Annotated in this window: 13 protein-coding genes and 4 pseudogenes; 11 read left to right on the forward strand and 6 right to left on the reverse strand. The window is 37.8% G+C overall.

The annotated features are described in order from the left end of the window. Positions 1-171 precede the first annotated feature (171 nt). Together menD and LZ575_RS00130 are read left to right on the forward strand one after the other, a co-directional pair. Positions 172-1905, forward strand: coding sequence for a 2-succinyl-5-enolpyruvyl-6-hydroxy-3-cyclohexene-1-carboxylic-acid synthase (gene menD, locus LZ575_RS00125; RefSeq protein ID WP_235327458.1), 1734 nt, complete (start codon positions 172-174; stop codon positions 1903-1905). A gap of 70 nt (positions 1906-1975) precedes the next feature. Continuing rightward, positions 1976-2815: a S1 RNA-binding domain-containing protein gene (locus LZ575_RS00130; RefSeq protein WP_235327460.1), complete on the forward strand. Its 840-nt coding sequence runs from the start codon at positions 1976-1978 to the stop codon at positions 2813-2815. A 233-nt stretch (positions 2816-3048) separates the two neighbouring features. Here LZ575_RS00130 and LZ575_RS00135 read toward each other — a convergent pair whose 3' ends face one another. After that, positions 3049-3327 carry a hypothetical protein gene (locus LZ575_RS00135; protein WP_235327462.1) on the reverse strand — a complete coding sequence of 93 codons (279 nt, stop codon included), beginning with the start codon at positions 3325-3327 and terminating at the stop codon, positions 3049-3051. A 141-nt stretch (positions 3328-3468) separates the two neighbouring features. Between LZ575_RS00135 and LZ575_RS00140 the strand changes: the two genes are divergently transcribed. The 4 genes and pseudogenes from LZ575_RS00140 (at position 3469) to LZ575_RS00155 (ending at position 6965) form a co-directional block, all read left to right on the forward strand. After that, positions 3469-3867 carry a DUF2059 domain-containing protein gene (locus tag LZ575_RS00140; protein WP_235327464.1) on the forward strand — a complete coding sequence of 133 codons (399 nt, stop codon included), beginning with the start codon at positions 3469-3471 and terminating at the stop codon, positions 3865-3867. Between the two features lie 232 nt (positions 3868-4099). After that, positions 4100-4940: pseudogene (locus tag LZ575_RS00145) on the forward strand (1,4-dihydroxy-2-naphthoyl-CoA synthase). Continuing rightward, positions 4928-5455 (forward strand): PH domain-containing protein, encoded by a 528-nt coding sequence (locus tag LZ575_RS00150; RefSeq protein WP_235327466.1) that lies wholly within the window; start codon positions 4928-4930, stop codon positions 5453-5455. The pseudogene LZ575_RS00145 and the gene LZ575_RS00150 overlap by 13 nt, the downstream one beginning before the upstream one ends. Then, complete coding sequence (locus LZ575_RS00155) at positions 5445-6965, forward strand: PH domain-containing protein (protein ID WP_235327468.1); 1521 nt, start codon at positions 5445-5447, stop codon at positions 6963-6965. Before LZ575_RS00150 ends, LZ575_RS00155 begins: the two co-directional genes overlap by 11 nt. A gap of 179 nt (positions 6966-7144) precedes the next feature. On the opposite strand, the pseudogene LZ575_RS00160 reads toward LZ575_RS00155, so the two are convergent. From LZ575_RS00160 to uvrA, 4 genes and pseudogenes are all read right to left on the reverse strand, one after another. Continuing rightward, positions 7145-9557: pseudogene (locus tag LZ575_RS00160) on the reverse strand (thiamine pyrophosphate-dependent enzyme). 214 nt (positions 9558-9771) lie between these two features. Further along, positions 9772-12435: a metalloprotease gene (locus tag LZ575_RS00165; protein ID WP_235327470.1), complete on the reverse strand. Its 2664-nt coding sequence runs from the start codon at positions 12433-12435 to the stop codon at positions 9772-9774. 243 nt (positions 12436-12678) lie between these two features. Then, positions 12679-13369, reverse strand: a pseudogene (locus LZ575_RS00170) (TIGR00730 family Rossman fold protein). Between the two features lie 10 nt (positions 13370-13379). Further along, positions 13380-16212 (reverse strand): annotated as a pseudogene (uvrA, locus tag LZ575_RS00175) (excinuclease ABC subunit UvrA). Between the two features lie 452 nt (positions 16213-16664). Here uvrA and LZ575_RS00180 point away from each other — a divergent pair. The 5 genes from LZ575_RS00180 to LZ575_RS00200 all read left to right on the forward strand — a co-directional run bounded on the left by LZ575_RS00180 (position 16665) and on the right by LZ575_RS00200 (position 24442). Continuing rightward, positions 16665-17681: a response regulator transcription factor gene (locus tag LZ575_RS00180; RefSeq protein ID WP_235327472.1), complete on the forward strand. Its 1017-nt coding sequence runs from the start codon at positions 16665-16667 to the stop codon at positions 17679-17681. A 217-nt stretch (positions 17682-17898) separates the two neighbouring features. Further along, the gene (locus LZ575_RS00185) at positions 17899-19527 is read left to right on the forward strand and encodes a thrombospondin type 3 repeat-containing protein (RefSeq protein ID WP_235327474.1); all 1629 of its coding nucleotides are present in this window, start codon (positions 17899-17901) and stop codon (positions 19525-19527) included. A gap of 171 nt (positions 19528-19698) precedes the next feature. Next, a complete protein-coding gene (locus LZ575_RS00190) occupies positions 19699-21132 on the forward strand; it encodes a hypothetical protein (RefSeq protein ID WP_235327476.1) in 1434 nt (477 codons plus the stop codon). Positions 21133-21292: 160 nt separating this feature from the next. Then, on the forward strand, positions 21293-22921 hold the full coding sequence (locus LZ575_RS00195; protein ID WP_235327478.1) for a thrombospondin type 3 repeat-containing protein: 1629 nt from the start codon (positions 21293-21295) through the stop codon (positions 22919-22921). A 597-nt stretch (positions 22922-23518) separates the two neighbouring features. Further along, positions 23519-24442, forward strand: coding sequence for a M12 family metallopeptidase (locus tag LZ575_RS00200; RefSeq protein ID WP_235327480.1), 924 nt, complete (start codon positions 23519-23521; stop codon positions 24440-24442). Between the two features lie 221 nt (positions 24443-24663). On the opposite strand, the gene LZ575_RS00205 is transcribed toward LZ575_RS00200, so the two are convergent. After that, positions 24664-25248, reverse strand: a complete 585-nt coding sequence (locus LZ575_RS00205) for an ACP phosphodiesterase (protein ID WP_235327482.1) — start codon at positions 25246-25248, stop codon at positions 24664-24666. Positions 25249-25275: the final 27 nt, after the last annotated feature.

Raw genomic sequence — 25275 nt, forward strand, 5'->3', positions numbered from 1 at the left:
TTCCATTTTATCTTAATTTAGTTAGTTAGATTTAATGAATGTATATAATACAATTTACAAAACCAAAAGAAATGTTAAAATGTAATGAAGAATATTAATGCCTGTGATGAGGCGTGTGAGCCATCGGGAACAGCTAATTTTCAGATGGAAAATTTGTAAATTTGGTGATCTATGAAATATTCTAAAATACCCGTAGCACAATCAATAGTAACTCTTTGTGTAGCAAAAAACATAAAACATGTTGTTATCTCTCCCGGATCTCGCAACGCTCCCTTAACTATAGGATTTACACATCACCCTGAAATTACTGCCTACAGCATTGTAGATGAACGTTGTGCCGCTTTCATGGCCCTTGGAATGGCACAGCAGCTGCAGGAGCTTATGGCGGTGGTTTGTACATCGGGATCGGCTTTATTAAATTATTATCCGGCAGTTGCTGAAGCTTTTTATAGTGATATCCCGCTGGTGGTAATATCGGCGGACAGGCCTATCGAGAGGATCGATATTGGCGATGGCCAAACGATTCGGCAAAAGAATGTTTTCCAGAATCATATATGTTATTCGGCCAATCTTCATTCTGAATTGGTACTGGAAACGGCGGCTACAGATAAAAAGCTTCAGCAAAAACAATTTGAGGCTCAAAAACATAACGAGCGGGAGATCAACCTAGCACTAAATAAGGCTCTGGAAGAGAAGGGGCTGGTTCACATCAATGTTCCGTTTTACGAGCCTTTATACGACATTGTGGAAGACCTGAAGGTAAACCCGTTACAAATTTTTCCGGAAGAAAGGGAAAGAATCTATACCGAAAAGGAACTGGAGCCGTATTTAGAGTTATGGAATAAAGCAAAGAGGAAGATGGTAATCGTAGGTGTGGCGGCACCAAATGCGGTAGAACAACAATTTTTGGAAGCTCTGGCCACAGATGAATCTGTCATTGTATTTACTGAAACTACTTCAAATCTTCAGCATCCGGAGTTCTTCACCAGGATCGATACGTTGATTGGCCCAATAGAACGATCTGAAGATGCAGAAGAGCAATTCAAGGCTTTGCAGCCTGATATCCTGCTCACTTTCGGCGGAATGATCATCTCCAAAAAAATCAAATCCTTCCTTAGGAATTATCAACCGAAACAGCACTGGCACGTAGATCCTAAAAAAGCTTATAATACTTTCTTTTGCCTGAACAAACATTTTGAGACTCCTATTAACTCATTCTTCAGAAGCTTTCTAAATCTAACTGAAGCAGTACAGAGTGACTACGGAAAAATCTGGAAAGAGATTAAAAAGAAACGCCAGCAACGGCACGATCTGTATGTACAGGAAATTCCATATTCCGATTTCAAGGCGATGCAGGCTATTGTTCCGGCTGTACCGCTGAACTACAATGTTCAGCTTGGGAATAGCTCAACGGTACGCTATGCACAACTTTTCAAGTGGGATAGCAGCCACAAAATGTACTGTAATCGAGGAACGAGTGGAATAGACGGAAGCGTTTCTACAGCTGCGGGGTCGGCAATTATCAGTAAAGATCCAACTCTGCTAATTTGTGGAGATCTTAGTTTTTTCTATGACAGCAATGGCTTGTGGAACAATTATATTCCTAAGAATTTCAGAATTATAGTCCTTAACAATGAAGGAGGAGGAATTTTCAGGATACTTCCGGGGAATAAAAATACTGAAAACTTTGACAAATATTTTGAAACTACTCATAATCTCAATGCATCTTCTATTTGTGAAACCTTCGGCTTCAACTATTCTTCAGCAAAAAATTCAGAAGAAATAGAAACCAATCTGAAAAACTTTTTTGAGGATTCTGCTAAACCCAAACTGCTGGAAATTTTCACTCCCAGAAAGGTTAATGATGAGGTGCTCCTGGAGTATTTCAGCTTTATGAAATCTTGAGATCCAGATTTAGAAGTCAACGGAAAATCTGTTATATTAAAAGTATCTTTACATTTTTAAACTGAAATTTATGCTTAGGATAGGCGAGTACCATACAATGAAGATCAACCGGGATACCGAGCCGGGATTATTTTTAGAAAATGAAGAGGGCGATGAAGTGTTGCTTCCCAACAAATACAAACCTGAAAGTTTTGCTATTGGTGATGAGATTAAGGTCTTTGTTTATCTCGACCACCAGGAACGGCCTGTTGCCACGACTCTCAAACCTTACGTAAAGCTGGATGAATTTGCCTATTTAAAATGTGTGGAAGTGAGTGATATTGGAGCTTTTTTAGACTGGGGGCTGGAGAAACATCTTTTTGTTCCTTACCGGGAAATGGCTTCAAAAATGAGGAAAGGCAGCTGGTATCTTATATTTTGCTACCTAGATGAAGAGACGTACTTACTCGTAGCATCAAGCAAGACCAATGCTTTCCTGGACAACAGGGAGTTGACAGTTGAACCATTTGAAGAGGTGGATCTTATTGTTGCCAACCCTACAGATCTTGGTATGAATGTAATCGTGAATGAAATTCACCAGGGACTTATTTTTAAGGATGATCTTTTCCAGGACCTGCAACCGGGAGACCGTTTAAAAGGATGGGTAAAGAAAACGCGGCCTGATGGTAAAATTGATGTTACCCTGCAGAGACCGGGTTATAGAAGTATTGAACCTAATGCACAGGATATACTTAATGAGCTGTCTTTGAAAAATGGCTATTTACCTTTAACAGATAAATCTTCGCCTGAAGAAATTCAGAAAAAGCTACAAATGAGCAAGAAGAGCTTTAAAAAAGCGGTAGGCACTTTATATAAGCAAAGACAGATAGAAATTAAAGACGACGGAATTTACCTCTTAAAAGATCAATAGTAGTAATAACCTCTGCCCGAGTAGGGGGAGTAGACTCTCCCTCTAAGAAAAGGATTATGATAACTGTTTAAATAGTTAGCTCCTGTAGTTTCGGCAGCATTGCGGTAAACAGAATTCCTTGTGCCTCTGGTATAAGCGTCAGGGCTAAAAGACTGGTTGAAAAATCTTGGTGTAAGGCTGAAACTATCATCTCTATCTACAGAAACATTGTTTGCAACCTGAGGAACCTGTACTTACGGAGCAAGCTCCATGGTCCTTCTTTTCATTCGCTGCTCCTGTTCCATAAAAGCTGCAATATCAATTTCCTTCCGTTCGTTGTCCCTGTCCCAGATCACTTCTCTAATTCGGAATTTACTTATGTTGGGAACTTCAGGTGCAAGATTAGTAAGGGATGGCCTTATTTCCAGCCTTTGAATTAGAAAATCTGAACGTTCTTCCACAGCCGGAATTTCCTGTGCCACTCCCGAAATCCAGGAGAGGAAGAAAACAACAACAAGTCCGAAAATTCTCATAATACTTACTTTTCCAACACCACATCAAATAGTATGCAATTTTTATTTGTTCGGTGTAATTCCTTATTTATCAAAAATATAAAATTCCTGTTGTAATTAAGGTAAAATACATACTTTCGTTCTAAACAAACTAAAAATAACATGAAAAAAATTACAGCTGTTATTGCTTTTCTATTGATCGGATTTGCAGGCTTTTCACAGACAGATTACAAACAAAAAACTATTGACCTTATAACCATAACTTCAGGTCCTCAATTTGATGTTGTTATTCAACCTTTTGTAGACATGGTACCCGAGCAGAACAGGGAGGCCCTTAAAAAAGATCTTAAGGCAAGTATGGTAGATCTATATGATAAACTTGCAGTGGTATATATGGAGAGTTATACCGAGGAAGATGTAGATGCTATCCTGGCCTTCTATGAAACTCCTGTCGGAAAAAAAATGATTTCTGAAACTCCTGAAATTACTAAAAAATCTATGCAGATTGGGCAAATGTGGGGGATGCAGCTTCAGCCGTTAATTGCGAAATATTCAGAATAAAATGTGAGAAGGGGATTACGAGGCAGGAAACAAGAGTCAAGAGTCAAGACAATAGACAATAGACAATAGACAATAGACAAGAGATTACTTATCTTTAATTTAAAATTATGGTTTGAGAAGGAGTTTGTTTTAATACACAAGCTCCTTTTTTTTGTGCGGATTGAGTATAGTAATAGTTGGTTTTGTACCCGGGGATTAAGTTTAAAATTATATTTTTACTAAAAGAAGAAAAATGAGCAATATTGAGTGGCAAATCGCCAAAAAATATCAGGATATAACTTATAAAAAATCAAATGGAGTAGCCAGAATAGCATTTAACTAAGCCCGATGTGCGTAATGCCTTTAGGCCAACAACAACCAGTGAGCTTTATGACGCGTTTTATGATGCACAGGAAGATACTTCCATAGGAGTAGTGTTGCTTTCAGCTGAGGGTCCTTCGTCTAAAGACGGGGTTTATTCCTTTTGTAGTGGAGGAGATCAAAAAGCGAGAGGCCATCAGGGCTATGTGGGCGAAGACGGAATGCACAGGTTAAATATTCTTGAAGTTCAGCGATTGATAAGGTTTATGCCTAAAGTTGTTATTGCCGTAGTTCCCGGATGGGCAGTGGGTGGAGGTCATAGCCTGCATGTGGTTTGCGACCTTACCCTTGCAAGTGAAGAGCACGCTATTTTTAAACAAACCGATGCTGATGTCACAAGCTTTGATGGAGGGTATGGCTCTGCTTACCTTGCAAAAATGGTAGGGCAGAAGAAGGCCCGGGAAATATTCTTTTTAGGACGAAATTATTCGGCTAAGGAGGCTTACGAAATGGGAATGGTGAATGCCGTAATTCCGCACGCCAAACTTGAGGAGACAGCTTATGAATGGGCGCAGGAGATCCTTGCTAAATCTCCGACTTCTATAAAAATGTTGAAATTTGCAATGAACCTTACAGATGACGGAATGGTTGGTCAGCAGGTATTTGCCGGGGAAGCTACCCGACTTGCCTATATGACCGATGAAGCCAAAGAAGGCCGGGACGCTTTTCTCGAAAAGCGGAAGCCAAATTTTGAAAAGAAATGGCTTCCATAATGGATAATTTCAGCAATACCGAGATCGACCTAAATGCTCTTCCGCAGTATCAGGAAGTGGAATATCAGCCTGTTTCTAAAAAATACCTGATTAAAACCAATATTAGTACAGGTATATTTATGCTATTTGTTTTTGCAGGGTGGGGAGCTTTAGTTTATAACGGTGTGGGCTACTATTACACAGCAATTTCCCTAATTTTTATTTTATTGTTTTTTTCTTTCCGGTTCTGGAACAATTTTAAACTTCAGCAGAATTATGGCTATGCCCTTAGGGAAAAGGATATTCTCTACAAAAGGGGCTTTTTAGTAAATTCCACAACTGTTATTCCGTTTAATCGAATACAGCATGCTTCTGTTTCAAGAGATATGTTTGATAAGTTTTTAGAGATATCTTCGGTTCAGGTTTTTACGGCGGGGGGAAGCGGAAGTGATATCAGCATTCCGGGGCTAAAACCGGAAGAAGCATTTCAATTAAAGGAAGCTTTGGCAGGTAAACTTTCTGAAAATGACTCCTAAAGCCTTCAGCACTCCCCAAAGGCAATCTGTTTTGGGAGTGGCGCTTATATTTTCCACTACCTTATATCGTTTTCTTCGCGGGTTCTGGGTTCTGGGAGTTTATTTTTTATTAAGTGATCCATCAGCATCAACCATTCTCTATGTCACCCTGGGAATACTTGCGCTGGGAATTATAGTTTTAGTGTACAGCTGGTTGTATTTCAGAAAATTTCTTTTTCATATTGATTATCATAAGGAAGAATTCGTGCTTCAAAAGGGGGTTCTTTCTACCGAAGATCTCGCCATTCCTTTTGATAAAATTCAACAGGTATATTTAAAGCGTTCTATACTGCAGAGAATCATTAATGTTTACAGTGTAGTTATTGAAACAGCAGGTAGTAAAGAGGATGAGGTGAACATAAAAGCATTATCCGGCAGCGATGCAAATCTTCTTACCAACATCCTGATTAAAGCAAAGAGAGAGGCCGCTCCTGTATCTGAAGATGATCAAATTCCCGCTTCTTCTGGCCAGATGCAGGAGAAAAGAGAATTATGGATTCATAAACTAGATGTTCTTACGCTTTTAAAGATTGGCCTAAGTACGAACTATGTAAGAGGTTTAGCTCTGGTGCTAGCCTTCTTTGCCACTATTTACAATGAATTAAATTCAGTTTTTAGAGATTATAAAGATGAGTTTACAGAATATTACGAGCGGGTTCCAAATCTCAGTGGTTCCGTGAGCGTTATTGTAATTGTGTTTGTGTTACTTCTTATTGTAAGTATATTAATTACAGTTTTAGAAGTCTTTATTAAATACTACGGACTAAAGCTTGTGCAGACTCCTCAAAGCCTGGAGCTGGAAATGGGTTTAAAGACTAATACCAAAGTATCACTGCAACCACGGAGAGTTCAACTTATGCAGATCGTGACCAATCCAGTGCAAAAAAGATTTGATCTTTACGAAGCCAGAATAGCTTTAGCGAGCAGTGAGAATACTCTTCAGAAAAAGAAAATAAAAATTCCCGGATTGGGAAAAGATACGGTTGGAAAAGTAGAGTCTTATCTCTACGGAAATTTTGAAACAAACTTTGAGCAAAAGTTTCGGCCACACAGATTAATGCTTATTCGAAGATTATTTATAGTTTTCATTCCTGTACTGATAAGTTACCTTGTCCTTCTGAGAATTCCGTATATAGAATTTAATATCTGGGCTATTTTAGCAGCGTGTTTTATAGTGCTGGGAGTAATTTACCAGATATTGAGTTATAGATCCCAACAATTAATTTTTACAGAAGAATTCCTTCAAAAAAAGCAAGGGGTTTGGAATAAAAAAGAGGAATTATTTGAAGTCTTCAAAATGCAATCTGTTACCGTAAAACAACCTTTTTGGTACAGGCGTAGAAACCTAATAAATGTGATGTTTCATACAGCCGGAGGAGATGTAAGTTTTAGAGCCGTAAACAGGGATATTTTGACATACATCAATTATGTACTTTACAAAGCTGAATCAACAGGACGCAAGTGGATGTGAAAGAGGTTTAAGGTTTCAGGTTTCAAGTTTCAAGTTTCAGGTTTCCAGAACAAGATTTAGAGATTTAAAGTTCAAGTAAAATTAAATTTATAATTTTCTCTTTTCTCTTCTCTCTTCTCTCTTTTCTTAAGTCCTACCTCTTGATTCTTGTCTCTTGTCTCTTGCTTCTTGCCCGGACCCTATCTTAGTTTTGGAAATTTCTGCGGATTAGCTTCGTGCATAATGCTGTACACTTTTTCAAAAATATCTTCCGCAGAAGGTTTAGAGAAGTAATCCCCATCTGTTCCGTAAGCGGGACGGTGAGGTTTGGCAGTTAATGTCTGCGGCTTGCTGTCTAAGTGCACATAGGCATTTTGTTCTTCAATCACCTGCTGCAAGATGAATGCTGAAGCACCTCCCGGCACGTCTTCATCTATTACCAATAATCGGTTGGTTTTCTCAATGCTTTTTACAATGTCCCTGTTCAAATCAAAAGGCAGGAGGGACTGTATATCTATAACTTCAGCACTAATACCAACTTCTTCCAGTTCATTAGCGGCTTCTTCAACTAATCGAAGAGTAGAACCGTAAGAAACCAGGGTAATATCCTTTCCTTCTTTTAAAGTTTCCACCACTCCAAGTGGGGTGCGGAACTCTCCAAAGTTATTAGGAAGTTTTTCTTTGAGTCTGTAACCATTAAGACACTCCACTACAAGGGCAGGTTCGTCTGCCTGTAATAAGGTGTTGTAAAAACCTGCGGCTTTTGTCATATTCCGTGGCACGAGGATGTGGATTCCACGCAGGAGATGTACAAGGGCTCCCATAGGCGAACCACTGTGCCATATGCCTTCAAGTCTATGCCCACGTGTTCTCACAATAACCGGAGCTTTTTGCTTCCCTTTGGTACGATATTGTAAGGTGGCAAGGTCGTCACTCATTATTTGCAGAGCATACAGAACGTAATCGAGATATTGAATTTCTGCAATTGGTCTAAGGCCTCTCATTGCCATACCCAGACCCTGGCCTAAAATGGTAGCTTCCCGAATTCCGGAGTCTGCTACCCTGAGTTTTCCGTACTTCTCCTGCATTCCTTCCAGGCCCTGGTTAACGTCGCCAATTTCACCTGTATCTTCACCAAAAATTAAAGTTTCCGGATGTGTAGAAAAGATTTTATCAAAATTGTTTCGCAGAATGATCCTGGCATCTACTTCATGAGCATTTGTATCGTAAGTGGGCTTTACTTCTTTAATATTAAGTGCACTCCACTGAGATTCGCTGTATAAGTTACTGCTGTACTCGGGCTGGGATTCTTTTATGTAATTGTCGATCCAGTTTATCAGTTCCTGTCTGGCAGCACCTTCAGTTCCAAGGAGATATTTTAATGATTTTCTGGCAGCAATAAGAAGGTCTTTTTTCTCAGGATCTTTTATTCCTCCTACTTCCTTTTTAAGTTGAAGGACTGCATTTTTATTGCTGCTTTCTTCCGCAGCTCTTTTAAGCAGAGGTAATAGTTCTTTCTGCTTATTCCTCATAGGATCGGTATAAGCTAACCAAGCGGCTTTTTTACCGTCTCTAACCTCTTTTTTAATATTCTTTTCGAGCTCTTCCAGTTCATCATTTGTGGCAAAATGATTTTCTATGATCCATTCCCGGAATTTTATATTACAATCGTATGCTCTCTCCCACTTAAGGCGTTCCTCTTTCTTGTATCTTTCGTGAGATCCTGAAGTGGAATGCCCTTGTGGCTGTGTAAGTTCTTTAACATGAATAAGTACAGGGGAATGAGATTTTCGGGCAATTTTAGATGCTTTTTCATATGCTTCTACAAGTGCAACGTAATCCCACCCGTTCACAATAATAATTTCGTAGCCTTTGTTATCCTCATCTCTCTGAAAACCTTTAAGAATTTCAGAAATATTTTCTTTGGTAGTTTGATATTTCGCGTGGACTGAAATACCATATTCATCATCCCATACACTCATTACCATAGGTACCTGTAATACACCAGCTGCATTAATGGTCTCCCAAAACAAGCCTTCACTTGTACTGGCATTACCTATTGTACCCCAGGCGATTTCATTTCCATTATTTGAAAATTTTTCAGAATCAATGCCTTCAACATTTCTATATATTTTAGAGGCCTGAGCAAGGCCTAAAAGTCGGGGCATTTGGCCTGCGGTGGGGGAGATATCTGCACTGGAATTTTTTTGCTGCATTAAATTTTTCCAGCTACCATCTTCCTTAAGGCTATGAGTGGCAAAATGTCCACCCATTTGTCGGCCTGCAGACATTGGTTCGTCTTCAATATTGGTGTTGGCATAGAGGCTAAGCAAAAAACTGCTGGACAGTAAGCTCACCAATGGCCATCATAAAAGTTTGATCCCTATAATAACCTGAACGAAAATCTCCATTTTTAAAAACTTTGGCTAAAGCTAACTGAGGTAATTCTTTTCCATCACCAAAGATCCCGAATTTTGCTTTTCCAGTTAGGACTTCCCGTCTTCCCAAAAGACTACATTCACGGCTGGTTACTGCAATATGATAATCTTCCAGTACCTGATTCCTGAAATCTTCAAAGGAAAGAGATTCTTTGGTCTGTGGCTCGCTTTGCATGAAATTGATTTTGAATGGTAACAAATGTAGGCAAAGATACTGTTAAATACAATTCAATCAAAAGCCAATAAAAATGTAAATTATTTGATTTACAGGATAAATTTTACGTTATATTCAAAAATTAAAAATAAGTGATGAAATTTTTGATAATATCACAATAGGAAGGTTGTTTTATAAATATTCTTCCATAGACCCCTCCAACGAACCTTAATAATTAATACCACTCCCGGGTGAATAATTTAATTAATGTATTGAGATCCAAAGTAACAATAAATCTTATTTTTTGATCATAATTATCCTGGGCTATTTCCCAACCAAGATTTGAATAAACCGGGAAAAAAACTTCGAAATAATCCTGAACCAGGCTCATTCTAATTCCGGAATCATAGACAAATTCGGGATTAAAACCTTTATTTTTAAGAAGGCCTGCATCCCCGTAAACAAAGATCCACTTCCACAAATTTGTGCTTGCATTAACCGTTGTGAGCCATTGATTAGCATATTCCGGCTGTAACTGCGATTTGAAACCACCTTCTGCTGTAATTAATTGTTGGCTGAACAATCCTGTGGACTGACTTCGGCCATAGTAGTTATAATCGAAGAGGTAATCTGTTGGCCGATCCAGGGCAAAGCTGAAGTAATCATTGTCAACTTCATCGTTATACAAAAAGGTTCCCGCAAACATCCTCAAATTGATCTGCTGATTGTTTTTAAAAAGCTTACGGTATTCAACTTCCATAGAAAGTTTACTAAAGTTTTTTGCAAGTTCATAATCTACGCCACCAGTAATAAAATCTACAAGATTGGTATCACTATAATTGTAACTTACATTAAAAACATTGTATTCCGGCTGTTCAACAGGATTTATGGGATCGAGATCCTGTTGAACATTTACGTTTCTTAAAATAAGGCTTTGCCGCTCGTTATCCCTCAAGTAAAAATTTCTAAAAAAGAATCCCAGGTAGGGAGTAAACTTTTCGTAGAAAAGATCATAGCCATAGGAGAATCTTACTCCGCTTACACCGTAACGCAATGCAAAAAGATTCTCATCATCATAAAAATGTGTATTACTTACCATAGCTGAGCCAACCAGGGTTTGGCTATTAAACCCAAATTTAGGAGCCAGGCGAAAATCAAACCTTCTGTTAAGGAATGGCTTGTTATAAACTTTAGGCCCTATAGCCACTCCGTCGTATAAATTAAAGGTGACTTCCGGCATAAAAAATAACTGATAATACCTTGGATCTTCAACATCCTTTAAGAGTCTAAACTGAACAGGTTTATCCAGGAAGGTCGTAATACCTTTATAATTGTCTCTTTGGTTTATTTCGGGAATAATACCTTCATAATTTAAAGCCAGCCTTTCAATACCGTCACGAGGAATAGTAACAGTTACATTTTCAGCCGTATTTTCCACCCACTTCTTATAAATGATTTCTCCATCCCTTAACCCGTAAAGAGGTACAGGCATATTATTATTCTTCTTATTTTTAATAGTTACTAACAGTGAATCTTCCGTTTTCCGGACATTCTTAATTTTGAAATCCATTTTTTGACTTGTGGTGACATAATCATCAAAAAACCAGGAAATATCTTTATCGGCATTTTTTTGAAGAATCTGTTTAAAAGATTCTGCTCCAGTGGGTTCTAATAAATAATCGGAATAAAATTCTTCAATTGAAGCTTTCACTGTCTTGTCTCCTAAAAAATCTTCAACATATTTTAAACCAGCTCCTGCCTTATAAGCGTTGGCTATATTTTTATTAAATTTAATTAGTGAATCCTGGCTGGTGGTTAGCGGTTGGTCAAGATTCATTCTTGCCATGTGCAGGTAGAGAAAGGGATATTGGTCGTTAAATTCCAGATCAGCCGCATGAAACCATCTTATTCCTATAACATCACTCAGGTTCCCCATGAGTTTCATATCTGGATAATAGGTGTCTACGTAGTCCATCATTAGAGATATGTGAATGGCATCATAAACCCATTGTTCTTCCCTTGGATTCAAGAGCAACGTATTTTTTAAATAATGATCTGTCACAGCTTTAAGCTGTTTAATATCATATTGGAATCCATCTGGAAATGGACGTATATAATGAGGAAGTTGGTTAAGACCATACACAGGATTGTTTAAATAATCCTCCCGGGTTACGAAGAGGGTTTTATGTGGATATTCTCCCAACCTTAATTCCAGAAACTTCAGGATACGGTTTAATATGAGACCTTTCATTCCTAACATAAGTCCATCGTCCTCAACATTGGTTAGAACTTCGGTTGAATTTACTTCTATAGACTCAAAATTAAAGGTACGGGTAAGATAGAGTTGAGATGTTACTCTGTTATCACCGCTAAGAAAAGTAGTTTTAAAACCATTTTCAGTGATCACCCTTTCAACATTGAGCGGTGATCCTACATATAAATTGGGTTTTGTGGATAATTTAATTTTTATATCAGCCGGAGGGGTATATTGATCTCCAATATTCCTGTCACTGTAGATTTTCCAATCGCCATTAAAGACGGCAGGGGTAATGTACCAGTACTTCAGCTTAAAATTGCCAAGGTCATCATAGCCATACCGGGTAAATTTTTCAGAAGGTATTTTTACCCTGTATAGAAGATTTAGATAAACTTTTTCCCCGGGATTTAAAGGTTCTTCGAGAAAAATCCTAATAATGTCGGGCGCACCTTCGGGTCGGTCCCAGGTGTAGTTCTGTACATTTTTATTTGTAATACTATAGATCTTTGTGAAGCCCCTTTCTTCTTCTTTCGCGAAATGAAATCGCCGTAGATAGTCTTCAGCAAAACGTCTGGCCAGGGGAGTAGATTTATCCTTAAAACTATTCGCCCAATCATTTAAATAGATTTCATTGAGAACCATCTCACTGGTATTCTCATATACAATCTCCTGTTGTATATTAAAAGTTTTTGTAGAGTCATTAAGAACAGCAGTGATATTTATTGCTGTTTGGCCGAAGCCCGGTTGAACAGCCCAATGGTACTTACAAGAATCAGGAAAATAAATTTCTTCAAAGGTCTTCAGGAATTAAATAATACCGGTATTGGGACAGGCAACAAAACCTTCAAAGAAAGCCTGAAAATGTGAAGAATACACAGCCTTTAATTAAAAATTAGGACTAAGGTTGTATTCATCATAAAATTGATCCAGGATTTCCAGAACTTCATCTGCAGTATCAACTACGTGTAACAGGTCAATATCGCCGTCACTGATATTTTGGAAGCTGTCCAGAAGGGTTGCTCTCACCCAATCAATAAGTCCACCCCAAAAATCGGTCCCAACTAGAATTATAGGAAATTTATCAATCTTATTGGTTTGGATAAGTGTTATAGCCTCAAAGAGTTCGTCTAATGTTCCAAAACCTCCCGGCATTACAACAAATCCCTGTGAATATTTTACAAACATTACTTTTCTCACAAAGAAATAGTCAAAATCAAGACTTTTATCCCTGTCAATATATGGATTATCATGCTGCTCAAAAGGAAGATCTATATTTAGACCTACAGATGTTCCCCCAGCCAGATGAGCTCCTTTATTACCACTTCCATGATTCCAGGCCCTCCACTTAGGTTATTACTCCATACCCGTGATCAACTATTTTCTGAGCAACCTTTTCGGTAAGCTTATAATATTTGTGATCGGGCTTTGTCCTGGCAGATCCAAAAATGGAAACACAGGGGCCAATTTGGCTAAGTTTCTCATATCCTTTTACAAATTCACCCATTATTTTAAAAATAGCCCAGGAATCATTTGTTTTAATTTCGTTCCAGGCTTTATTTCCTTGTTTTGCTCTCATTGTATTTATTCTAATTCAATTCTCTTTTAAGATAGGTTGCTGTATAGCTTTTTTTATGTTTTGCAACTTCTTCGGGTGTACCTGAGGCAACTACTTCTCCTCCGTTTTTTCCGCCTTCGTAGCCAATATCTATAATATAATCTGCCGTTTTGATCACGTCCATATTATGTTCAATAATAAGAACAGTATTTCCTTTGTTAGCCAGTTTATTAAGAACATCCATTAAAACCCTTATATCTTCAAAATGTAAACCTGTGGTAGGTTCATCGAGAATATAAAAAGTATTTCCGGTATCCCGCTTGGATAGTTCGGTGGCTAATTTTATCCTTTGAGCTTCCCCGCCAGAGAGGGTAGTGCTTTGCTGTCCAAGAGTCACGTATCCCAAACCTACATCCTGTATGGTCTTTAATTTGCGATATATTTTTGGAATAAGCTCAAAAAACTCGGTCGCCTCATTAATTGTCATTTCAAGAACATCAGAAATAGATTTTCCCTTATATCGAATCTCGAGAGTTTCCCTGTTGAACCTTTTTCCCTGGCAGGTCTCACATTCCACATAAACATCGGGAAGAAAATTCATTTCAATTACTCTTAAACCTCCACCTTTACAGGTTTCACATCTTCCACCTTTTACATTAAAGCTAAACTTAGCCGGGCTTGTAACCTCTTATCAAGGCTTCAGGAGTTTTTGCAAAAAGATTTCGAATTTCAGAAAATACCCCGGTGTAGGTCGATGGATTAGATCGAGGGGTTCTGCCTATAGGTGTTTGGTTAATATCTATTACTTTATCTATATGATCCAAACCGCTTATGCTCTTATATGGTTTGGGGACTTTCACGCCATTAAAGTAGTGGGCATTCATTATAGGATAAAGCGTTTCATTAATTAGAGTAGATTTACCACTTCCCGAAACTCCTGTTACCGCTACCATTTTACCCAGCGGAATTTTTATAGTTACATTTTTAAGATTATTTCCCGTTGCTCCCTTTAGTACTATTTCTTTTCCATTTCCTTTTCTGCGTTTCTTCGGAATTTCTATTTCCTTAGTGCCGTTTAAATAAGAAGCTGTAATAGTATCATGAGATTTAATTTGTGCAGGAGTTCCCTGGCTAATAATTTCTCCCCCATGTTTTCCTGCTCTAGGGCCTATATCGATGACATGATCTGCACGCTCTATCATGTCCTTATCGTGTTCAACCACAATTACCGAATTTCCAAGATCACGAAGAGAAACCAAGGAATTTATTAATTTATCATTATCTCTTTGATGAAGACCAATACTTGGCTCATCCAGAATGTATAGAACTCCCACAAGCTGAGAACCTATTTGGGTAGCAAGCCGTATTCTTTGCGCCTCTCCTCCGGAAAGGGATTTCGAACTTCGGTTAAGGGAAAGATAAGTTAAACCTACATCTACCAGAAACTGTAGGCGGGATCGAATTTCTTTTATTACTTCAGAAGCTATTAAAAGTTGTTTTTCTGAAAGCTGCTCTTCCAGGTGCGCAAACCAATCCTGAAGGTCGGTTATATCTTTATTAGCTAATTCAGCAATATTCCTGTCATTTATTCTGAAGAAGAGCGCTTCTTTTTTAAGCCTGGCCCCTTCACAATCAGGACAGGTTATTTTGTCCATATATTCTTTGGCCCATCTCCTTAAAGAAGAAGAATCATTGTTGTTATAAGTAGTTTCAATGAAGGTGGCTACTCCTTCAAAATCTATTTTAAATTCTCTGGTAATTCCAAGAGCTTTAGATTCTTTCGAAAATTTCTCTTTTCCACCATAAAGTATCATTTCTATCGCTGCCTGGGGAACAGAAGAAACAGGATCGCTCAATTTGAAATTAAATTTTTCAGCAATTAGTTCCAATTGAGAAAAGACCCAATTTTTCTTCTGGGGACCGTGAGGGGCCAGGGCTCCATTCTTAATTGATTTCTTCCTGTCGGGTATTAACTTATCTTCATTCACCCGATGTAGGCTTCCAATTCCGTTACAGGTGGGACAGGCTCCTTTAGGGGAATTAAATGAAAAGTTATTAGGTTCGGGATTAGGGTAGGAGATCCCCGTTGTTGGACACATTAAATTTCTGCTAAAATAGCGGATATCTCCAGTATCCTGTTCCAGTACCATGAGTACATCATCTCCATGATACATTGCCGTTTTTATACTGTCACTTAGCCTTTTTTGACCTTCGGCATTTTCATCAATTTTTAAACGGTCAATTACTATTTCAATCTCGTGGACCTTATACTAGTCCAGTTTCATACCTTTTACAATATCCCGAACTTCTCCATCTACCCTTACCTTAAGAAAACCTTGTTTGGAAATTTGTTCAAAAAGTTCCCGATAGTGTCCTTTTCTGGATCTAATTACCGGGGCGAGAATATTTATTTTTTTGTCTTTATAATTTTTAACGATGAGGTTCCTTATTTGTTCATCATTATAGCTCACCATTTTTTCACCTGTGTTGTAGCTATAGGCATCTGCAGTCCGTGCGAATAGAAGCCGCAGAAAATCATAAATCTCTGTGATTGTGCCTACAGTACTTCTTGGATTTTTGCTGGTGGTTTTTTGTTCTATGGCTATAACAGGAGATAAACCTTCAATTTTATCCACATCCGGACGTTCCAGGCCTCCCAGGAATTGCCTGGCATAAGCTGAAAAGGTTTCTATATAACGACGTTGACCTTCAGCATAAATCGTATCAAATGCGAGAGAAGATTTACCTGAACCTGATAAACCTGTAATAACAACCAATTTTTCCCGGGGTATAGTGACATCGATATTCTTTAAATTATGAACTCTGGCCCCCAGAACTTCAATATATTCTTCCTCTTTCACCATATTTAAAATCAAGGGGGCAAAGGTACTTAAACTGTTGCTAACTAAAAAGTAAGCTTAAACCTAAACCTGTTAAGAATTAGGTAAATAAAAAGTTTATTTAAACAATTTATAAAATGAAGGAATTATTCTTATATTAGGATAATTTTAATAGGAGAAATTAAATTCTTCCTAAAAATTTTCAAGCAGGAAAAAGGAAGGACCAAATAATTTATCTTAGCAATAATTATTCCCCCCAGGATTTTTTATGTCATAATCCCCCCTTGAATAAAAAATTCAGTTTATCCCTACACCCCGGGTATTTTTAAAATACTCTTATAAAATTCTATTACGGCCCCCCAAAAATTTTGAAAAGGTATTACCTAATTGGTAATTGTTGACGCTGTCCCCGTTTACAATTGCTACCTACAGGTAAAGGAATTTATAATGGAATAATATAATAAATCCAATGTGGGATGAATATTGAGAAAAAACAATTACTGCTTATTAGTAACAATGCAAAATTTGTTACGGAAATTAAAGAGGGGCTAAGTTTACATTTTGAAATAAATGTGGTGAATGGAATTCACTCCGGGTACCACACGGCCCTTGGTTTATTACCCGATATTATTTTACTGGATCATCCTTCCCTTGATTCCAAAAGTTTTAAAAATCTCGCAAATTTTAAGTCGACACATTTCCTGAACAAGTGCTGGTTAATTATGTATGCAGAAGAATCTTCCAGGCGTACAGTGGAAAAAAGTTATTCAGGAATTACAGATGAGATATTCTATTCTTCTACAGAACCTTCTTTGTTGGCCGGAAAAATTATTAAGCGTGTTTACTCCAATTTTTCCCTTACTAATTATTGGAAAGATTCTTTTATGGGTCTTTTTAATTTACTGGCTAATCCTGTAGTCCTTTTGGAGCAGGACAATATAATACAAATGAATGATGCGTTTAAACAAACGTTTAAGGTTGAAAGTACCGATGGGATTAAACTTACTGATTTTGTGAAATGTGAAAACAAGGCAAAGGTGAAAGAAAGCCTCCGAAATTTTGCAAGGGGGAAACATATGAAGGCAGTGACCAGAACAGTTTTGCGACTTAAAAATGACAAGGTTAGAAATGCAAAAATCAGTTTTTCAAAACTAGATAAGATGATCAATGGTCAATATATTATGATGATACATTTTTCTGAAGAAGTGGAGTTGGTAACAGAGAATATAGGCACAAATTCATCAATAGTAGAAAATTGTTTCGAAGACAATGCCAGAATAGCCGATTTCAGTTTTACCAAAAGAGAAAAGGAAATAATCCAGTTATTATGTAAAGGATATAAGACGAAAGAGATTTCAGAAACTTTGTTTATTTCTCCCAAAACAATTGAAAAACACCGGGCAAATATTATCAAACGTACAAATTCTGAAACTATACTGGAGAGTATTATTTATGCTATAAGCCATAATCTTATAGATCTCCAGGTGGCTTAACAAATGCTTAACCTATTTTATAAGGGAATTCCCCCATTGGTTTAAGACAGGAATGAATATAAATTTACCTCAATAAGAATGACACCCCCACTCTGCTTCTTATTGTTTACAAACCCCACTTTTTTAGTTCTAACTATGGTAGATTTTCCTGAAAGGGTATTTGCATATATAATTTATTGACCATTCTAAATATTATTAACTAAAACTATTTTTAACTATGAAAAACTTTAAACTATCCATTGCCTATCTGGCAATGTTTGCAATGATCTTTACTTCCTGTAGTAAAGAAGAAGTGGGAGGGGCAAACCAGGATTCAGATATGGCCACTTTATCCTTTGGGGCCATTGTAAATGACATTGTTACAAATCGTGCTTCCAAGCAGGCCATTGGCGATTTGCCTGATTGTACAGATGACGAACCTGCCTATGTGGAAATCGTACTTATGATGGGAGATGATGAAGTAGTAGGTACTTCAGAAGATCCTTATAGAGTAGATCTTGTTGCAGGCGAGGTTTTTACCGTGGAAGATGAAGCATTAGAGCTTACTCCCGGCGACTACACTTTAAGTCATTTTTCTGTTTATAATGCCGACGGAGATCTTATCTGGATTGCGCCAAGAACAGGTAGCCCTCTTGGAGAGTTTGTGGACATTACTTTACCATTAGACATCGATCTAAGAGCAGGAGTGAAGAAGTATGTTGATGTAAATGTACTTTGTTTTGATAACCGTAATGTTAACCAATATGGATATTTATTCTTTGAATTAATTCCTACAGAGCTTATTGAATTTTGCTTCTTTGCAAACTATTGTCCAACAGATGAAGGTGGAAGAGATTATCCTGCACGTTATAGTGTAAGCATCTGGCAGGGAACTAATGCTAACGGTACACCTTTATACACTAATGTTATAAATAATACTGATCAATACGATAACGGTGACTTTTATGCAACACCTTTATGTTTTGCATTACCAAACAATGATAATCCAAACCAGCCATACTTATATTATGAGGTTACTTTGCTAGACTGGGATGCTAATTATGGAGATGCAGAAGATTTAGTTATCCGCGGGACCTTAACAGCTCAGGACATCTATGATAATTTCGATGGCGATGATAACGTAAATTATGAGCACTTAAGATTTGGATGTGAAGTAGTTAATTGCCCTGGAGTTCCAACTCCTGGAGATATGGATGGAGATTGTATTCCTGACGGTGAGGATCCATGTCCTCAAGTACCATCTAGTCAGGATATGGACGGAGATTGTATACCTGATGGTGAGGATCCTTGTCCTGCTGTGCACACAGACCAGGATATGGATGGAGATTGTATTCCTGATGGCCAGGACAACTGTCCAGAAGTTGCCAATCCTGACCAGGAAGATTCTGACAATGATGGTATAGGTGATGCTTGTGATGAAGATGGCGGTGACGATTGTGAAACTGCTATTATGTGGGGTGATACTGAGCTAAATGATCTTGACGGAGTTCCTGCAAACAGATGGGGATGGGTTGAGCATTTCCAAGGAGATGAATTAGAAGATGGAGAGTATCAGTTTAATTATTACGCTGCTGCCGGACAAAATGAAGTTAGCAATGGTTATTTAGCCGGAGTAGTTACTATTATTGTTGCAGGTAATGATGTACACGTTCAAATTGATCTTGAAGATGGTGTTTCTCTGGATGAAGCTCATGTATATTTTAGTAGCACTAATGCACCAACCACTACAGCTTTTGGACAATGGACTTCTAATTTAGGAGAGAATCCATCGACAGAAGGAAACTTAGTTAGCTATACCAGAGATGGAGATTTCTGGATTGGCTTCCACGGTGTAGTTTGTAGATAATTTTTAACTGTCCGGGGGAAAATCCTCCCCGGACAGTTTTTACTTTGATTTTTTTAAATTATTGATTTGGAGGTGAATAAAAATTATTCATCGTCCGAAAGGGAAATCCTATTTCCAATCTAAAGTAGTATTAACCAAAACTAAATATTATAAACTAAAACAACTATTATCATGAAAAATTTTAAATCCTCCCTAAGCATGGTGGCAATTTTTGCCTTACTGCTTACCTCTTGTAGTAAAGATAATGATCCGGGCATTGCTCAGGATGGAGAGAAAACCACTCTGTCTTTTGGCGCATTATTAAATGACCTGGTTACTAACAGGGCCGCATCAAAACAATCAATTGGAGACCTTCCGGAATGTTCAAACGATGCACCAGCTTTTGTAGAAATAGCACTTTCCCTTGATGGTACTTCTGTAGTAGGAACTACCAGTGATCCTTTTAGAATTGACCTTGTTGCAGGACAGATCTTTACCGAAGAAGTTCCTGAACTGGAATTAGTTCCTGACAATTATACACTGGAATATTTTACAGTACATAATGCTGATGGAGAAGTTATCTGGATCGCACCAAGATCTGGAAGCGCTCTTGGCGAATTTGTAGATACAGCTCTTCCTTTAAATATTGACTTAAGGGCCGGAGTTAAAAAGTATGTAGATGTTGAAGTTCTTTGTTTTGACAACAGGGATGTAAACCAATATGGATACCTGTTCTTTGAAATTGATACGAATGAGGCTATCGAGTTCTGTATCTTCGGTAACTATTGTCCACCAGCAGGGGATGGTCGTCACTATCCTGCATCTTACAGTGTAAGCGTATGGTCTGGAACCAGTGCGGCAGGAGCAGTACTTTATACAGATGTTCAGAACACTACCGGTTATTATGATAATGGTGATTTTTATGCAGAACCTGTGTGTTTCGCCTTGCCTGATACAGAAGGAGCAGACAATTATTACTTTGAAATTACTCTAAGATCATCTGACGAGTATGGTGAGGTTAATGAAAGAGTAATTAGAAGAGGTACAATCACAGATGATATTGTAAGAGGCTTCTTTGATGGAGAGGACAATCTTGATTATTATCACTTTAGAGAAGGATGTGGAGAAGATGGTCCTCCAATTTTTGAAGTTCCTGGATCAGATTCTGTACTTTATAAAACCTGTGCATATCCAATAAACGGTACAACATCTGTAGCTTTGGCTGTCTTTGAACTTATGGACAATCAATTAAAAGCAACTGTTGTTGCCGCAAATGTAACTCCTGGTCGTACTCATCTTCAACACCTTCACGGGTTTACAAATGGAACAAACTCTACCTGTCCTCCTATGAGTGCAGATGAGAATAATGATGGTTTAATAAGTATATCTGAAGGAGCACCATTTTATGGTCCTGTTCAACTGCCTCTAAATTATGCAGATAATAGCTTCCCAACGGCAGATGCCAATGGGTGGTACACTTATCAAAGAACTTTTGATGTTACTGGATTAACATTACCATCTCTGGAAGATCTTTCTTTAGTAGTTCATGGACGTATGGTTAATGGTAATTACGAGGCTACACTTCCTGTAGCTTGTGGAGAAGTTGCAAATTTGAACTCCCATTAATTTAAGTAATAAGGCTGAGGATTTTTCCTCAGCCTTATTTTTTACTATGTAATTAACCATTCATTAAGTGATTAACTAAAACTATTTATTATGAAAAATTTAAAAAGGTACCTGAGTGTAGTGGCCATTTTTTCGCTGCTCTTTACCTCCTGTTCTAAAGATGAAACCTAGTGTTCTTAATTCAGATCCTGAAAAAGCCACTGTTTCATTTGGAGCAATAGTGAATGATCTTGTAACAAACAGAGCAGCTTCAAAACAATCTATGGGAGATCTTCCTGATTGTTCTGATGATACTCCTGCTTATGTGAGAATTGTTCTTATGCAAGGTGATGAAGAAGTAGTAGGTACATCAACTTCCCCGCACCGCGTGGACCTGGTGGCCGGAGAAATATTTACAGTAGAAGATGCTGAACTTGAACTTGAACCTGGTAATTATACTCTGGAACATTTCTCTGTTTACAACAGCGATGATGAAGTGATCTGGCTTGCTCCACGTACAGGAAGTGATTTGGGTGCCTATGTAAATGCTACTTTACCCATTGCGATAGATCTAAGAGCAGGAGTTAAGAAATATGTAGATGTTCCTGTATTGTGTTTTGACAACCGTGAAGTGAATCAATATGGATACTTATTCTTTGAATTAGATACTAATGTTGCACTTACTTACTGCTTCTTTGCAAACTATTGTAATGATGATGGTATGCATTATCCTGCTCGTTACAGTATAAGCATCTGGTCTGGTAATAATGCAAATGGTGTAGCGATTTATACTAATGAGACTAATTTTACAGGACAACATAATAATGGAGATTACTATGCCACACCATTATGTCTTGCCTTGCCAGATAATGATGACCTTGATGAAGAGTATTTATATTATGAAATGACTCTGCTTGATTGGGATGACAATTATGGCGATGTTGAGCAGGTAATGATGTCTGGTACTATAACCAAGAGAGAGATCCTTGCCAACTTTGGTGATAGCGAAGAAGACAATGTGGAGTATGAGCACGTAAGATTTTGTGATGATGCTGGAGAACTAGTAGGTGATAGGGACAATGACAATATTCCTGATAATATGGACGAATGTCCAGATGAGGTGGGCCCTGCTTCTAATAATGGTTGTCCAGAGGAAAATGATGGAGATTTAGATGGAGATGGTGTTCCTGATTCCATTGATCTATGTCCAAACACTCCGGCAGGAACTGATGTTGACTCAGATGGATGTCCAGAAGAAACTGATGGAGATGCAGATGGTGATGGTGTTCCCGATTCCATAGATCTGTGTCCAAACACTCCTTCAGGTACTGATGTTGACGCAACAGGTTGTCCAGAGGATACTACTGGTGAAGGATGTACTGGATTACCAGCAGTATGTGATATAGAATTTGGAAGCCTTCCAGAGGACTGTTATGTAACTGTACTTGATGGAGCTGATGGAAATGGTTACGTGAGAGTTAATAGCGCAGCCGATATAGATTTAATGCAAACACTTGTTAATGAGGCGTACGGTACAGTGAGCGTTTCAGCTTCAGGTAATTCAGTAACTGTTTCTATTGATGGTGGATTACCTCAAGATAGAGTTACAGCTTATGAAGTAGAAGTAAGGCCAGGTGAAAATGGAGCAATGAGTGCTACTTGTTGGGAATCTCAATGTGCATCTACTGTAACTGAAGTTCCATCTGGAGATCAGCCTGCACTTGATATAACATTTGATGATTTGGAATATTCTTACCCATTCTATGTTAGAGTAAATGCAGTAATATGTGAATCTGTCGTAGGAGAATAAATATGAAAAAAAACTTCCGCAAATTGGTCAACCGGGGGGATGACCATTTGCGAAGTTACTTGAAGTACCGCAAGGTGCTGATGGGACTGCCCGGTTTGCCGGGCAGTTTTTTTTGTATTTCATCGAAATTAGTTAAAAAAAAACTTAAAGTTTTAAATTTAGTTTGTATGTTAGCCGCTGCTTAAGCAAAAAAATAAAAATGGCCATTCTCCCCCCGCCTGGTCTTTTTATTCAAAGATGTTCCATTTTTCTATGTGAAATTGAACTTTTTTATGTTGGATTTCGTTTTTCCTACAAGAATTTTCAATCTCCCCGTGAAATTTGCTGACAATTGTGTCTGAAAAAATTATATACCCCAAGTGTTAATTTTTTTTGGAATGGACTTTGAATTAACCCAAATCTATTAACGTTTATTTAACCCGGAACAGCTAATAATTGAGAATAAAACTGTTCCTCAAAATTTTTGTAACCCCAACTTATGAAAAGAAGCAATTTATTGTATTTACTACCTAAGCATTCGCTTTTCTATCTTGTAGTGAAGATTCAATTACCGACCCCCTTACCCCAGAAGAGCAACTTAATGGAACCAAGGAATTATTGGCAAACGTAGAGACAGCCTATCCTAATGAAATAGGAAAAGTTCAAAACGTATATTTTGCAGGTGAGAAATTACCAGTAGAGGAAATAGATGGTGAGTACATCTATGAGGGAGACATCCTTTTACCTGCAGATATGTTGTCATCAAAAGAAGTAAAACTTGTATATGAAAAGGGTGAAACGCCCCCTGCACAAAAAAGTGTAGGTAGAACTTCCGCCAGGTGGCCTAACAATACTGTTTACTATTCAATAGATAGTAATCTTTCCAGTAAAAATCGAGTCACAGACGCTATAAGCCACTGGGAAGCTAATACTTCTTTAAAATTTGTACAAAGAACCTCGCAATCCAACTACATTTATTTTACTACTAGTTCTGGCTGTTCCTCTTATATAGGAATGATTGGAGGCAGGCAAAATATCACTCTTGCCAGCAGCTGTAGTACAGGAAGTACAATCCACGAAATTGGTCATGCAGTAGGTCTTTGGCACGAACAGAGCCGCGCCGATAGGGATAACCATATAAAAATCCTTTATAACAACATCCAGAGTGGAAGAGAGCATAATTTTATGACTTATGCTGAAAGTGGGTTTGATGGCAAAGAATTTACCAGCAGCCTTGACTTGGGATCTATTATGATGTATGGCCCTTATTCTTTTTCAAGTAATGGTCAACCTACTATTACAAAGACTAATGGTAGTACCTATACTATACAGAGAACTTCTTTGTCTACAGGTGACAAGCAGGGAATTAATAGTATGTATTCCTCCACCTCAACTACTTCACCTCAATATGTAGATGGAGAACGTTATATCATTCACGGTTTAACTGTAACTTATAAGGCTGGAGAATGGTGGTACTACTCAAGGATCTATGGATGGTGTGAAGTAGAATACCGCAATGGCAACTGGTACTACGCGAGATAAATGCAAGTAAAACCATTGATAAACCCGGCTTTTAGCCGGGTTTTTTTTATTACCATTGTGGCCGGATCCCACAATAATGTGTAATAATTCCCCAAAATTAAATATGTGGGAATACGTAGAATTTATATTTTAAAGTTTAACAGTTTTCCACCAGGCTTCAAACATTAAGTTGGGATGTAGGAATTTTGTCCTTTACTCGACCAAATTCACTTTAAAAGGGTTCAAAGGTCAAGTATCCTATTTGAGCTGAATTGTTTGAGATCATCAAAAAAGAGGAAAAATTCTTTTTCAAAATCTTCATAATAAAGCTCCAGTTCCTTTACAGCGAGATCCATTTTAGATTTATTTTTTGTACGCTGGTTCATTTGAGAAAGAATTTTAGAAATTCCTTCAATTGAGGCATAACTTACCAACCAATTATCCCTTAGCATATACGGTAAAAACATCTTTACATTATTAGGCAAGAGTTCATGATTTCTTTTAAGAAGTGAATAGAATTCTTCCACATATTCCTTCAAAGGTGTATCGCAATACCTGCTCCAGTTTGCAGCAAGGTAATGGTCGTAGAAGACATCTACTATTACCGGGCTATAGTGCCTGTATTGAGGGAAAAGCCTGGTGGAACTTTTTCTAAAAAGCAGGTGAACATCAGTATAACTATCTATTGCCCGGTGAAGAATAATTCCATTGCGAATACCTTCAGGGAAATTGATAATTTTTTTTCCTTTCACAGAATCTGCTATAAAATTTCCAATTTTTATTTCGTCGTTTTCACCCGAAAGATAAATGTGTGCGAGGTAGTTCATTTGGACAAGTTACTCAATAAAGGCTTT

It is taken from the genome of Antarcticibacterium sp. 1MA-6-2 (assembly GCF_021535135.1).
In the GTDB taxonomy this organism is placed as follows: Bacteria; Bacteroidota; Bacteroidia; order Flavobacteriales; family Flavobacteriaceae; genus Gillisia.